11 protein-coding genes are annotated in these 13,176 nt (G+C 65.9%); 4 read left to right on the top strand and 7 right to left on the bottom strand.

The genetic code is table 11. The annotated features are described in order from the left end of the window. The 3 genes from B3E94_RS25425 to B3E94_RS25415 all read left to right on the top strand — a co-directional run. A partial coding sequence (locus B3E94_RS25425; protein WP_286915650.1) for an aldehyde dehydrogenase family protein occupies nt 1-644 on the top strand: 644 nt, incomplete at its 5' end. A gap of 177 nt (nt 645-821) precedes the next feature. Next, a complete protein-coding gene (gene gabT, locus B3E94_RS25420; protein ID WP_176511999.1) occupies nt 822-2,099 on the top strand; it encodes a 4-aminobutyrate--2-oxoglutarate transaminase in 1,278 nt (425 codons plus the stop codon). Between the two features lie 136 nt (nt 2,100-2,235). After that, nucleotides 2,236-3,492, top strand: coding sequence for a response regulator (locus tag B3E94_RS25415; RefSeq protein ID WP_286915649.1), 1,257 nt, complete (start codon nt 2,236-2,238; stop codon nt 3,490-3,492). 117 nt (nt 3,493-3,609) lie between these two features. Here B3E94_RS25415 and B3E94_RS25410 read toward each other — a convergent pair whose 3' ends face one another. Both B3E94_RS25410 and desA read right to left on the bottom strand, forming a co-directional pair. Further along, nucleotides 3,610-4,596 carry a GGDEF domain-containing protein gene (locus B3E94_RS25410; RefSeq protein ID WP_176512009.1) on the bottom strand — a complete coding sequence of 329 codons (987 nt, stop codon included), beginning with the start codon at nt 4,594-4,596 and terminating at the stop codon, nt 3,610-3,612. A gap of 141 nt (nt 4,597-4,737) precedes the next feature. Beyond that, entirely contained in the window at nt 4,738-5,922 is a 1,185-nt protein-coding gene (gene desA / locus B3E94_RS25405; RefSeq protein WP_286915648.1) for a delta-9 fatty acid desaturase DesA, read from the bottom strand. Between the two features lie 147 nt (nt 5,923-6,069). On the opposite strand from desA, the gene dibA reads away from it, so the two are divergent. Continuing rightward, nucleotides 6,070-7,965, top strand: a complete 1,896-nt coding sequence (dibA, locus tag B3E94_RS25400; protein WP_286915647.1) for a phosphodiesterase DibA — start codon at nt 6,070-6,072, stop codon at nt 7,963-7,965. A 63-nt stretch (nt 7,966-8,028) separates the two neighbouring features. Here the strand turns inward: dibA and B3E94_RS25395 are convergent, their stop codons facing one another. From B3E94_RS25395 to B3E94_RS25375, 5 genes are read right to left on the bottom strand one after another with little or no spacing between them, the layout of a single operon-like run. Continuing rightward, entirely contained in the window at nt 8,029-8,673 is a 645-nt protein-coding gene (locus B3E94_RS25395; protein WP_286915646.1) for a methionine ABC transporter permease, read from the bottom strand. Further along, entirely contained in the window at nt 8,663-9,772 is a 1,110-nt protein-coding gene (locus B3E94_RS25390) for a methionine ABC transporter ATP-binding protein (RefSeq protein WP_286915645.1), read from the bottom strand. The genes B3E94_RS25395 and B3E94_RS25390 overlap by 11 nt, the downstream gene beginning before the upstream one ends. Before the next feature lies 1 nt (nt 9,773). Next, nucleotides 9,774-10,574: a MetQ/NlpA family ABC transporter substrate-binding protein gene (locus B3E94_RS25385; RefSeq protein WP_286915644.1), complete on the bottom strand. Its 801-nt coding sequence runs from the start codon at nt 10,572-10,574 to the stop codon at nt 9,774-9,776. Continuing rightward, a complete protein-coding gene (locus B3E94_RS25380) occupies nt 10,567-11,949 on the bottom strand; it encodes an LLM class flavin-dependent oxidoreductase (protein WP_286915643.1) in 1,383 nt (460 codons plus the stop codon). Before B3E94_RS25380 ends, B3E94_RS25385 begins: the two co-directional genes overlap by 8 nt. Next, complete coding sequence (locus B3E94_RS25375) at nt 11,949-13,130, bottom strand: SfnB family sulfur acquisition oxidoreductase (protein WP_236237934.1); 1,182 nt, start codon at nt 13,128-13,130, stop codon at nt 11,949-11,951. The genes B3E94_RS25380 and B3E94_RS25375 overlap by 1 nt, the downstream gene beginning before the upstream one ends. Nucleotides 13,131-13,176 lie beyond the last annotated feature (46 nt).

The following is a 13,176-nucleotide window of genomic DNA, read 5'->3' as shown; positions in this document are numbered from 1 at the left end:
ACGCCGACCTGGACAAGGCGGTAGAGGGCGCGATCATCTCCAAGTACCGCAACAACGGCCAGACCTGCGTCTGCGCCAACCGTATCTACGTGCAGGACGGTGTCTACGACGCCTTTGCCCAGAAGCTGGCCGCTGCTGTTGGCAAGCTCAAGATCGGTAACGGCCTGGAAGAAGGCACCACCACTGGCCCGCTGATCGACGGCAAGGCTGTCGCCAAGGTCCAGGAGCACATCGACGACGCCGTATCCAAAGGCGCCAAGGTACTGGCCGGCGGCAAGATCATCGAAGGCAACTTCTTCGAGCCGACCATCCTGGTCGACGTGCCGAAGTCGGCTGCCGTGGCCAAGGAAGAGACCTTCGGCCCACTGGCGCCGCTGTTCCGCTTCAAGGACGAGGCCGAAGTCATCGCCATGTCCAACGACACCGAATTCGGCCTGGCCTCGTACTTCTACGCCCGCGACATGAGCCGTGTGTTCCGTGTTGCCGAGGCCCTGGAATACGGCATGGTCGGCATCAACACCGGCCTGATCTCCAACGAAGTCGCGCCGTTCGGCGGCATCAAGGCTTCGGGCCTGGGCCGTGAAGGTTCCAAGTACGGTATCGAGGACTACCTCGAGATCAAGTACCTGTGCATCAGCATCTGATGTACTGAAGGTTTTACCTCTGCCAGCGGGGCGCGAGAGCGACGTCTCGCTGGCCTTTTTGACATGCAGTACCTGGTGGCCAGGGCACCTGTGACAGTCGATCAACGAATACTGATCGCAGGCACACCCAGCCACCCCCGAGTAAAAGCGCCGCTGACCGGCGCAAATGAGGGCATTATGAGCAAGACCAACGAATCCTTGATGCAACGTCGTGTAGCCGCCGTCCCACGTGGCGTTGGCCAGATCCACCCGATCTTCGTCGACACCGCGAAGAACGCGACCGTGATCGACGTTGAAGGCCGCGAACTGATCGACTTCGCCGGCGGCATCGCAGTACTGAACACCGGCCACCTGCACCCGAAAGTGGTTGCAGCCGTGCAAGAGCAGCTGACCAAAGTCAGCCACACCTGCTTCCAGGTGCTGGCCTACGAACCCTACGTAGAGCTGTGCGAGAAGATCAACAAGCTGGTTCCAGGCGACTTCGACAAGAAGACCCTGCTGGTGACTTCCGGCTCCGAAGCCGTTGAAAACGCCGTCAAGATCGCCCGTGCCGCCACTGGCCGCGCTGGCGTGATCGCCTTCACCGGCGGCTACCACGGCCGTACCATGATGACCCTGGGCCTGACCGGCAAGGTCGTGCCGTACTCCGCTGGCATGGGCCTGATGCCAGGCGGCATCTTCCGCGCCCTGTTCCCGAGCGAACTGCACGGTATCAGCGTTGACGACGCCATCGCTTCGGTCGAGCGCATCTTCAAGAACGACGCCGAGCCACGCGACATCGCCGCCATCATCCTCGAGCCAGTACAAGGCGAAGGCGGCTTCCTGCCAGCGCCGAAAGAGCTGATGAAGCGCCTGCGCGAGCTGTGCGACAAGCACGGCATCCTGCTGATCGCCGACGAAGTGCAAACTGGCGCCGGCCGTACCGGTACCTTCTTCGCCATGGAACAGATGGGCGTCGCGCCTGACCTGACCACCTTCGCCAAATCCATCGCTGGCGGCTTCCCGCTGGCCGGTGTGTGCGGCAAGGCCGAATACATGGACGCCATCGCTCCAGGCGGCCTGGGCGGCACCTACGCCGGTTCGCCGATCGCCTGCGCCGCGGCCCTGGCCGTCATCCAGGTGTTCGAGGAAGAGAAACTGCTGGACCGCAGCAAGGCTGTTGGTGAGCGCCTGACCGCTGGCCTGCGCCAGATCCAGGAAAAGCACCCGATCATCGGCGACGTCCGTGGCATGGGCTCGATGATCGCTGTGGAAGTCTTCGAAAAAGGCACCCACACCCCGAACGCTGCTGCCGTCGCCCAAGTGGTTGCCAAGGCACGTGACAAGGGTCTGATCCTGCTGTCCTGCGGCACCTACGGCAACGTCCTGCGTATCCTGGTTCCGCTGACCGCCGAAGACGCGCTGCTGGACAAAGGCCTGGCCATCATCGAAGAGTGCTTCGCTGAACTCGCCTGATGTGACGCGTTTCATAAAAAAACCCGCCTAGGCGGGTTTTTTTTGTGCCCAAGAAAGGCCCGTGAGGCTAAGGTGATGGCAGGACTTGCCTTGGAAGCTGCGACGGATTGCGTGTCAGGGATATCAGGAGTTGGCCATGAACGCTGCAGACCCCACACCACCTAGCGTACTGATCGCCGAGGGCGACCCCTGGGTACGCGACATGCTGCGTGAAATGCTGCTGAGCGTGCGCTGCGACGCCCGCCTGCAGGTGTGTGCCGATGGCGCCCAGGCGCTGACGGCGCTGGCCAGCAAACCCGACCTGATCATTGCCGCCCGCGAGTTGGCCGGTGTCGATGGCCTCGACCTTTTGCGCAAGGTGCGCGCCAAGGGGCCGGGCCTGCCGTTCATCCTCATGAGCAGCCGCAGCGACAGTGCCAGCGTGCGCGAGGCGTTGCCCCTGCACCCCACGGCCTACCTGAGCAAGCCGCTGAACATGGACAACCTGCGCAAGCGCCTGGAGGAGCTGCTGCTGGCCGTGGGCCAGGAAATCGCCTGCCCGGTGCCGCCGCTGCAGCCCGGTGCGAGCTTGCCGGCCTTTCTCGAGCAGCGCCGCGCCAGCGCCGACGGCGGCCCGCTGTTCGCCGATGTGCAGCAGGCGATCAAGCGCGCGCTCAACCCCCAGGGCCTGAACCTCAAGGTGCTGGAAGAAGAGGTGCGCAGCGACCCGCAAGTGACCGCCGTGCTGATCGCCGCCGCCAACAGCGCTGCCTTGCACCGCGACGCACCGGTGCAAACCCTGATGCAGGCGCTGAACAAGCTGGGCAGCACCCAGAGCATGAACCTCATCCTGGGCCTGACCCTCAAGCGCAGCGCGCGCCTGAGCGACCCCTTGCTGGCGCAGCAGGCTGCGCATTTCTGGAACCTGTCGCTGCACACCGCCGAGTACGCCCGTTCGCTGGCGCGCATGCTCGAACTGGACGAAGAGCGCTGCTACTGCGCCGGGCTGTTGCATTGCCTGGGCGACCTGGCGGTGTTGCGCTGCCTGCAGGAGTGGCAATTGGCTGGTGGCGAGCTGGACGAGGCGCGGGTCAAGGCCTCGCTAGATGACTTCGGCGCGGCGTTCGGCTCGGCCTTGCGCACCCGCTGGCGCTTGCCGCTGAGCCTGCGTGAGCTGATTGCGGCGATCTACCAGCTGGGCGGTGGGGTGTATTCGCGGGAGATTTTGGCGATGAACCTGGCCGGGCAGTTGGCGCGGTTGCCGGCGGCGCAGGGGCTGGAGAAGGTGGCCAGCAACAAGACGGCGCGCTTGCTCAAGGTGGGGTTGCCGGAGTTGAGCCGGTTGCGCAAGGCGCCCGTCATCGAAACACGCGATGAAGACACGCCTGCTGCCGAAGATGAGACACCCACCTGAATGGCTGCACGGTCCCTGTGGGAGCCGGCTTGCCGGCGATGAGGCAGGGGCAGGCAAACCTGGGCGGCCTGTAGGGGCCCCATCGCCGGCAAGCCGGCTCCCACAGTTCGCGCTGGATCAACCCCTAACGATCTGGTTCTTGCCCTGCCGCTTGGCCCGGTACATCGCCGCGTCGGCCCGGGCAAACAGGCTGTCCAGCGCTTCGTCCTCATGGCTGAGCCCCGTCAACCCCTGGCTCACCGTCACCCCATACGTCTGCTCGCCATGGCTGAAGCTCAGCCGCTGAATCTCCCGCTGCAGCCGCTCGGCAATCTGCTCGGCAACCTGCGCACTGCAGCCTGGGAACACCGCCGCGAACTCTTCGCCGCCAATGCGCCCGAACAGGTCGCCGCGGCGCAGCACGGCCTTGCCGCTGTCGGCGATGCGCTGCAGCACCTGGTCGCCTTCCTGGTGGCCGTAGTTGTCGTTGATCTGCTTGAAGTCATCGATGTCCAGCAGCAAGAACGCCAACGGCGTGCCATCCTCGCGGGCGCTGTCGAAGGCCTGGCGGGCGCAGTCGAAAAAGTGCCGGCGGTTGCTGCTCTGGGTCAGCACATCGGTGGTGGCCAGGCGCTGCAGCTCGCCTTCGAGCTGCTTCTTTTCGGTGATGTCTTCGGCGATGCCGACGATGATCACCCGGTCACCCTCGCGCTGCTGGTTGATGTAGCACTTGTCGCTCAACCAGCGCAGTTCGCCGCTGGCGTTGAGGATGCGGTACTCGCGGTCTTCCACGGCGCCCTTTATCAGCACCTGGGCCAGGCTGCGCTCGGCGTACTCGAGGTCGTCGGGGTAGATGCTGTCGCGCCATTCGTTGTAGTCGGCCAGCACCAGGCTGGCCGGGCGGCCGAAGATGCGTTCATAGGCGGGGCTGACGTAGAGCACCTGGCGGGTTTCCCAGTCGAACGCCCAGAGCACGGCGTTGACGCTGTCCAGCAGGGCGCTGTAGAGCTGCTCGCGCTCGCTCAGGCGGGCGACTTCGCCCTGGGCGTGGAGCAGGGCGAGCAGGGTTTGCGCCGCTGCGGGCGGGGCGTTGCCGGGCAGGGATGAATTGATGTTCTTGGCCATGTGCACGGAGCGGTTCTCGACGGGAAGGCGTGCGGCCACGAACCGGCCCGCCACGCGGGCGATGTGCCGGATTCGAGTGTGTTGGAGGGGGTGAAGTTCCGGGCCGGCACGCCCCGTAGCAGGGCGTGCCGATCAACGGCATCAGGCGCCGTTGGGGCGCAGGGAGTAGGTTTTCAGCTGTGCGGCGAAGTCGTGCAGGGCATGGATGCCGCTGGCTTCGGCCTCGTGTACCCAGTCCTTCATGGCCGCCAGCATGTCGTGGCCGTTGGCACTGGTACGGGCCCAGATCTGCTGCAGCGCCAGGCGTTTTTCGTAGATGGTCTTGAGCGCCTGGCTGTGGGCGAGCATCGACTCGATGCGCACGTGGTGGCGGTCCTGCAGCAGGCTGGTTTCCCGCGACAGCAGGCGCTTGGCGCGGCGGAAGCGGTGGCGCATCGAGGTGTCGACCTTGGCCAGCTCCTGCTTGACCAGCGGGCCGATCACCAGCTTGCGATACTGGGCCATGATCTGGAAGCGGTTGTTGAGGATGGCCATGGCGGTGTCCATGTCCAGGCTGGCCTTGCCTTCGACGCGGTGGGCGATGGGCGCCACGCGCTGCACCTTGGCCAGGCGCAGCAGGCACAGCACGCGGATCCACATCCAGCCCATGTCGAACTCCCAGCGCTTGACCGACAGCTTGGCCGAGTTGGGGTAGGTGTGGTGGTTGTTGTGCAGCTCTTCGCCGCCAATGATGATGCCCCACGGCACCAGGTTGGTGGCGGCGTCGCGGCACTCGAAGTTGCGATAGCCCACCGCGTGGCCCAGGCCGTTGACCACGCCGGCGGCCCAGAACGGAATCCACATCATCTGGATGGCCCACACGGTGATGCCCAGGGTGCCGAACAGCAGCAGGTCGAGCACCGCCATCAGGGCGATGCCGCCGAGCTTGTAGCGCGAGTAGACGTTGCGCTCGACCCAGTCGTCGGGGCAGTTCTTGCCGTAGATGCGCAGCGTCTCGAGGTTGCGCGCCTCTTCCCGGTAGAGCTCGGCGCCCTTGCGCAGCACGGTGCTCAAACCCTTGTACACCGGGCTGTGCGGGTCATCCGGGGTTTCGCACTTGGCGTGGTGCTTGCGGTGCACGGCCGTCCATTCGCGGGTGTTCTGCGCGGTGGTCAGCCAAAGCCAGAAGCGGAAGAAGTGCTTGAGCGCGCCGTTGAGCTCCAGGGCGCGGTGGGCGGAATAGCGGTGCAGGTAGATGGTGACGCTGACGATGGTCACATGGGTCATCAGCAGCGTGACGCCGACCAGTTGCCAGACCGACAAGTCGAGTAGACCGTTGTACCACATAAGGATGAAAACCCTCGGGAATGCAGGGGAAAGGTCTGATTATCCCTTGGTAGGGAAATAAAACCAGTCACCCTTTCAGATAGGACGTCACGGCATGTTTCTCCCTTTATAATGCCCCATTATTTTTCATGGGCTTTTTCCCCCGACATGTCTGTTTCCGTTCGCGACGCCTTGCGCATGGCCGCGCTGTACGTGGTGTTGTCGTTCCTGTGGCTGGTGCTGGCCGAACTGGTGCTGCACAGCATGACCGACGACCCCCTGGCGCTGACCGTAGGCCGGCAGATCAACGTGGTGGTGTGGGTGCTGGTCAGTGCCTTGCTGATCTTTTTCTCGCGCGCACGGCTGCTCAATTTCATCGGTGTCGGCGCGCGCCTGCGCCGCGAGGACCGCGAACGCCTGCGCATGGCCGCAGCGGTGTTCGACAGCACCCTGGAAGGCGTGCTGGTGACCGACCGCGACGGCTTGATCGTGCACGTGAACCGGGCCTTCATGCGCATCACCGGCTACCAGCAGGACGAAGTGCTCGGCCAGCGCCCGAGCAAGTTCAAGTCGGGCCGCCATGGCGTGCCGTTCTACCAGCAGATCTACGCCACCCTGGCCGAGAAGGGCGAGTGGAGCGGCGAGATCTGGAACCGGCGCAAGAACGGCGAAATCTACCCGCAATGGCAGACGATCTGCGCCATTCGCGACGACAGCGGCGAGCTGACCCACTATGTGGCCGTGTTCAGCGACATCAGCGCGATCAAGCATTCCGAGCAGGAGCTGGCCTACCTGGCCAACCACGACCCGCTCACCGGCCTGCCCAACCGCCTGCTGTTCAACGACCGCGTCGAGCACGCGCTGGCCGCCGCCGAGGCCAACAAGCGCGGCTGCGCCTTGCTGCTGCTGGACCTGGACCACTTCCAGAGCATCAACGACGGCCTGGGCCACACCATCGGCGACCAGCTGCTCAAGCTGGTGGGCGAGCGCCTGCGCGAGCTGCTGGGCAACGGCGTGACCCTGGCGCGCCTGGGCGGTGACGAATTTGCCGTGCTGGCCGAGAACTGCCAGGAAGTCGGCCAGGCGGGCAAGCTGGCGCAGAGCATCATCGAGCGCCTGCGCGAGCCGTTCGCCTTCGATGGGCATCGGCTGTTCATCGGCGCCAGTGTCGGCATCAGTCTGTTCCCCAGCGATGCGCTGGGTGCCGAGCAGCTGCTGCGCAATGCCGACTCGGCGCTGTTCAAGGCCAAGAACAACGGCCGCGGCTGCTATGCGCTGTACACCGAAGAGCTGACCGCCCACGCCCAGCACCGGGTGGAAACCGCAGGCGAGCTGCGCCGAGCGCTGGAGCAGGATGAGCTGCGGGTGTTCTACCAGCCGGTGTTCGACCTGTTCACCGCGCGCATGGTCGGTGTCGAGGCGCTGGTGCGCTGGCAGCACCCGCTGCGCGGCCTGGTGCCGCCAGGGGAATTCATCCCGATCGCCGAGCGTACCGGACTGATTGCCGACATCGATGCCTGGGTGCTGCGCCGGGCGTGCCGGCAGATGGTCCAGTGGCAGGACAACGGGCGCAAGCTGGAGTTTGTCGCGGTCAACCTGTCCAGCCGCCTGTTTGGCCAGCGCGACCTGTACCGGCAAGTGGCCGAAGTGCTGCACGACACCGGGCTGGACCCGGCGTTGCTGGAGCTGGAGGTGACCGAAAGCGCGGTAATGGAAGACCCGGAGGTGGCGCTGGAGCAGCTGCACCGCTTGCGTGAGCTGGGCCTGAACCTGGCGATCGACGACTTCGGCACGGGCTACTCGTCGCTGCTGCGGCTCAAGCGCTTGCCGGTGCAGAAGCTGAAGATCGACCAGGGCTTCGTGGCCGGCCTGCCGCTGGATGATGACGACATCGCCATTGTGCGGGTGATCATTGCCCTGGCGCGGAGCATGGGCATGCAGGTGCATGCCGAGGGCATCGAGCAGGCGGAGCAGGCGCGGTTCCTGCTGGAGCAGCAGTGCCAGCTGGGGCAGGGGTACTGGTTTGGGCGGCCGGTGCCGGCGCAGGATCTGCGTTGGGGTTGAGGGCCAATCGCCGGCAAGCCGGCTCCCACAGGTTCACCATCGCCCTCCCTGTGGGGCCCAGCCCTAGCGCTTGTTCAGGCCTTTGGCCAAGCGATCCCCACCCAGCTGGATCAGCGCCACCAACGCCACCAGCATGGCGATCACGGTCAGCATGATCTGGCTGTCGAAGCGCTGGTACCCATACCGATAGGCAATATCCCCCAGCCCACCTGCACCAATCGCCCCGGCCATGGCCGAGGAGTTGATCAAGGTCACCAGGGTAATGGTGAACCCGCCGACGATCCCCGGCAGCGCCTCGGGCAGCAGCACATGCCAGACGATGTGCCAGCGCCGGCAACCCATGGCCTGTGCGGCCGCCACCAAGCCATGGTCGACCTCGCGCAGGCTCACCTCGGCAATGCGTGCGAAGAACGGCGTGGCAGCGATGGTCAGCGGCACCACCGCAGCCCACACCCCATAGGTGGTGCCCACCACCAGGCGGGTGAAGGGGATCAGCGCGACCATCAGGATCAGGAACGGGATCGAGCGGAACAGGTTGACGAAGGCGCCCAGCACCCGGTTCAGCAGCGGCGCCTGGTAGATGCCGCCCTTGTCGCTGGTGACCAGCAGCACCGCCATCGGCACCCCCACCAGCAAGGCGATCGTCGAGGACACGCCCACCATCAGCAAGGTGTCGAGCAGGCCTTGGAGCAGGCGATCAAACCACATGGCCCAGCACCTCCACGTCTTGCGCCCAGCGGCGGGCGCGTTCAAGCAATTGATGGGTATCGTGGGGCGAGCCCTGGACTGCCAGGATCAGTTGCCCGAGGGCATGCTCGCCGATGGTTTCGACACCGCCCTGGAGCAGGCGAACCCGCCCGCCGAGGTCGTGGAACAGCTCCGACAGCGATGGCTCGCCGAGCACGCTGAGCTTGAGCACCAGGGCACTGTCCCGCCCAGCGGGGTTGGCCCGCAGGCGCGCTTGCAGCGCAGCCGGCAGCTTGGTCTGCAGTGGCGCGAGCAAGGTGCGGGTGACTTCATGCCGGGGTATGCCAAACACTTCCCAGACTTCGCCCTGTTCCACCACCTGCCCGCGTTCGAGCACCACCACCCGATGGCAGATGTCGCGGATCACCGCCATTTCGTGGGTGATCAACACCACCGTCAGGCCCAGGCGCTGGTTGATGGTGCGCAGCAGTTCGAGGATCGAGGCGGTGGTTTCCGGGTCCAGTGCCGAGGTGGCCTCATCGCACAGCAGGATCTCGGGGTCGTGCACCAGGGCGCGGGCGATGCCCACGCGCTGTTTCTGCCCGCCCGAGAGCTGCGCCGGATAGACGTGGTGCTTTTCCTGCAGGCCGACCAGCTCCAGCAGCTCGCGCACCTTGCGCTGGCGCTCCGGCTTGGCCACGCCAGCCACTTTCAGCGGCAGCTCGACGTTCTGCCACACGGTCTTGGCCGACATCAGGTTGAAGTGCTGGAAGATCATGCCGATGCGCCTGCGCAGCGCCACCAGGCGGTCTTCGTCGAATGGCGCGATGTCCACCTGGTCGATCAGCACCCGGCCCTGGCTGGGCTGCTCCAGGCGATTGATGGTGCGCAACAGCGACGACTTGCCCGCCCCACTGCGGCCGATGATGCCGAAGATCTCGCCCCGGCGGATGTTCAGGTCGATGCCTTGCAAGGCCGGCTGTTCCTGGCCCGGGTAAGTCTTGCCAAGGCCGATGAAGCGCACATGGGCTTCATTGACCCCGGGGCGCAAGGCCTGCTCCCGAACCGGTGGCGGCGCGGTTCGAGCGGTGGGCGCCGCAAGGGCGCTGGCGTGGCTCATGTCAGCCTTCCCAGCCGGCTTGGTAGAGGTTGCCGTGGGCTTTGTTCAGCGCCGCGCGCACGGCCGGCGAGTGCTGGTAGATGTCGACGAACTTGGCCAGGCGCGGGTCGCCCTTGCTCTGCGGGCGGATGACGAACTGAATCACGTATTCCTTGTTCTCCAGGCCATCGAACAGCAGCGCCGAGGTGGCGTCGAAGCTGTTGGCCAGGCGGATGTAGGCGGGGTAGCCCTGCACCAGGTCGGCATCGTCATAGGCGCGCACCAGCTGCACGGCCTCCACCTGGAGGATCTTGAGCTTCTTCGGGTTGGCGATGATGTCGTCCTCGGTGGCCTTGTAGCCCACCCCCGGCTTGAGCGTGATCAGCCCGGCCTTGGCCAGCAGCTGCAGGCCGCGACCACTGTTGATCGGGTCGTTGGCGATGGCCACGCTGGCGCCTTCGGGCAGTTCGGCGAAGCTTTTGTACTGCTTCGAGTAGAGGCCGACGTTGTTGATGATGCCGGGGGCGAAGGGCACCAGGTTGAAGCCGGCGGCGGCCTTGGCGTTTTCCAGGAAGGGGATGTGCTGGAAGTAGTTCACGTCGATGTCGCCGCTGTTGAGGCTGACGTTCGGCGCGATCCAGTCGCTGAACTCGATCAGCTTCACCTCCAGGCCCTGTTTGTGGGCTTCTTCCACCGCTGCTTCCAGCGGGATGGCGAAGGCTGCGGTGGTGCCGACCTTCAGCGGCTCGGCAGCGGATGCGGCGCCGGCTAGGCCGAGGGTGAGGACGATGGCCGCGACGGGCCGGAACAATTTCTCAAGCATGTTGTGCGACTCCAGTCGGGGTGGGGGTGTGGCGGTAGGTCGAGCCGACATGGTCGGCGGGCAGGTGCGGCTGGCTGGCGAACAGTTTTTCGCGCAGGGTGCCTGCGGCGTAGGCGGTCTTGTAGCGGCCACGCTGTTGCAGTTGCGGCACCACCAGGTCGATGAAGTCTTCGAAGCTTTCCGGGGTGACGGTGCGGGTCAGGTTGAAGCCGTCCAGGCCGGTTTCATCGATCCAGGCGATCAGTTGCTCGGCGACCTGCGCCGGCGCGCCGACCAAGGTCACGTAGCGCCCGCCCAGGGCGTGCTGCTCCAGCAGGCGGCGGCGAGTCCAGGCGTTTTCCTGCAGCTGGCGGGTGGCCGACTGGATGGCGTTGCCTTTGCTGGCGCCGATCGGCTCGTCCAGCTCAAAGGCGGCAAAATCGATGCCGGTGGAGGCGGCGAAGTGCGCCACGCCCGCTTCCGGGCTGGCATGGCGCAGGTACTCGGCGTACTTGGCCTGGGCCTCGCCCTCGCTGGGCGCGACGATCACCGTGATGCCCATGAACACCTTGACCGCCTGTGGATCGCGCCCGGCCGCCTGGGCGGCGGCGCGCACCTTGTCGACCTGGGCACGGGTCGCGGCCTTGTCCTGGCCGCTGATGAACACGCACTCGGCATGGTTGCCGGCGAACGCCAGGCCACGCGGCGAGCTGCCGGCCTGGAACAGCACCGGGGTGCGCTGCGGCGAGGGTTCGCACAGGTGGTAGCCCTCGACCTTGTAGAACTCGCCGTGGTGGCGGACCTTGCGCACTTTCCCTGGCTCGGCATACACCCGCCGCGCGCGGTCCTCGACCACTGCATCGTCGGCCCAGCTGCCTTCGAGCAGCTTGTACAGCACCTGCAGGTATTCATCGGCCTGGTCGTAGCGGCGGTCGTGCTCCGGCTGCTGCTCCAGGCCCATGGCGCGGGCGGCGCTGTCGAGGTAGCCGGTGACGATGTTCCAGCCGACCCGGCCATTGCTCAGGTGGTCGAGCGTGGACAGGCGCCGGGCGAACAGGTACGGCGCCTCGTAGGTGAGGTTGGCGGTGAGGCCGAAGCCCAGGTGGCGGGTGACCGCGGCCATGGCCGAGACCAGCAGCAGTGGGTCGTTGACCGGCAGCTGGATCGACTCTTTCAGGGTCACGTCCAGCGACTTGCCGTAGATGTCGTAGGTGCCGACGATGTCGGCGATGAACAGCCCGTCGAACAGCCCGCGTTCGAGCAGGCGCGCCAGGTCAGTCCAGTAGCTCAGCGACTTGTACTGGGTCGAAGTGTCCCGTGGGTGGGTCCACAGGCCGTGGTTGATGTGCCCGATGCAGTTCATGTTGAAGGCATTGAGCAGGATCTCTTTGGCCATCAGATCGTCCCCCGGCGTGGTGGGTTTTCGTCGTTGAGGTAGTAGTTGCCGATGGCGTGGTACTTCCAGCGCACGGGGTCGTGCAGGGTATGCACGCGGGCGTTGCGCCAGTGGCGGTCGAGGTTGTGCTCGGCCAGGGTGGCCTGGCTGCCAGCCAGTTCGAACAACGTGGTGCCGGCGGCGAGGGCGATTTCGGTGCTGAGCGCGCGGGCCTCGGCCACGGCGATGGAGGCGGCGGCGACGGTGCCTGCGTTGCTGTCGGCCTGGGCGCGGTCGAGGTATTCGCCGGCGCGTTCGAGCAGGGCTTCGGCGGCGTGCAGGCGGATGCTCAGGTGGCCGAAGCTTTTCAGGGTCAGTGGGTCTTCGCTGGCCTTGTCGAGGCCGGAGTCGACCCATGGCCGGCTGCGGGTGCGCACGAAGTGCAGGGCGTCTTCGTAGGCGGCGCGGGCGATGCCGGTGTCGATGGCGGCGTGGAGGATCTGCGCCAGCGGGCCGACCGGGGTAGGGCGCTCGAAGGCCGACTGGAACGGCAGCACGTCTTCGCTGCGCACGAACACGTTGTCGAACACCACCGAGCCGCTGCCGGTGGTGCGCTGGCCAAAGCCGCTCCAGTCGTCGATCACCTGCAGGCCCTGGCTGTCGGCTGGCACGAAGGCCAGGTGCTGCACGCCTTGCTCGTCGATCACCGAGGTGGGGATGCGCTGGGCGTAAAGCGCGCCGGTGGCGTAGAACTTGCGGCCGTTGATGCGGTAGCCGTCGGCGTCGCGGGCCAGGCGGGTGGTACGGTCGTGGGCGGTGCGGGTGCCCAGCTCGGCAAGGGCATTGCCCAAGCGCTGGCCGGCCAGCACTTCGGCGTAGAGGCGTTGCTGCTGGGCGGGGGTGCCGTTTACCCGCAGCACTTCCAGGGCGTAGAAATGGTTTTGCGGGATCTGCCCGAGCGAGGCGTCGGCCTGGGCAATGCGCGCGATGACCTTGGCCAGGGTGACGTTGGACACGCCGGCGCCGCCGAAGGCCTTGGGCACGCTGATGGCCCATAGGCCGCTTTGGCTGAACAGGTCCAGTTCGGCATGGGGCAGGCGGCGTTCGCGGTCGCGCAGGGCGCTGTCGCGGCGCAGGTGCTGGGCGAGTTCTTCGGCGACTTCCAGGGCTTGGGTGTCGCTGGTGATGATCGATGTCGTCATGGTGTTCTCCGGGGCCTTGGGGGCCGCTTTGCGGCCCTTTCGCGAC

This window comes from Pseudomonas sp. UBA6315, assembly GCF_002438125.1.
In the GTDB taxonomy this organism is placed as follows: Bacteria; Pseudomonadota; Gammaproteobacteria; order Pseudomonadales; family Pseudomonadaceae; genus Aquipseudomonas; species Aquipseudomonas faucium.
The sequence above is the reverse complement of the archived record's forward strand: the minus strand, read 5'-3'. Positions and strand labels throughout refer to the sequence as shown.

Coding starts and splice junctions, on each gene's coding strand:
- B3E94_RS25390 (WP_286915645.1), bottom strand. CDS start 9,772: ATGAGCCACGCCAGCGCCCTTGCGGCGCCCACCGCTCGAACCGCGCCG.
- gabT (WP_176511999.1), top strand. CDS start 822: ATGAGCAAGACCAACGAATCCTTGATGCAACGTCGTGTAGCCGCCGTC.
- B3E94_RS25375 (WP_236237934.1), bottom strand. CDS start 13,130: ATGACGACATCGATCATCACCAGCGACACCCAAGCCCTGGAAGTCGCC.
- B3E94_RS25380 (WP_286915643.1), bottom strand. CDS start 11,949: ATGGCCAAAGAGATCCTGCTCAATGCCTTCAACATGAACTGCATCGGG.
- desA (WP_286915648.1), bottom strand. CDS start 5,922: ATGTGGTACAACGGTCTACTCGACTTGTCGGTCTGGCAACTGGTCGGC.
- dibA (WP_286915647.1), top strand. CDS start 6,070: ATGTCTGTTTCCGTTCGCGACGCCTTGCGCATGGCCGCGCTGTACGTG.
- B3E94_RS25385 (WP_286915644.1), bottom strand. CDS start 10,574: ATGCTTGAGAAATTGTTCCGGCCCGTCGCGGCCATCGTCCTCACCCTC.
- B3E94_RS25395 (WP_286915646.1), bottom strand. CDS start 8,673: ATGTGGTTTGATCGCCTGCTCCAAGGCCTGCTCGACACCTTGCTGATG.
- B3E94_RS25410 (WP_176512009.1), bottom strand. CDS start 4,596: ATGGCCAAGAACATCAATTCATCCCTGCCCGGCAACGCCCCGCCCGCA.
- B3E94_RS25415 (WP_286915649.1), top strand. CDS start 2,236: ATGAACGCTGCAGACCCCACACCACCTAGCGTACTGATCGCCGAGGGC.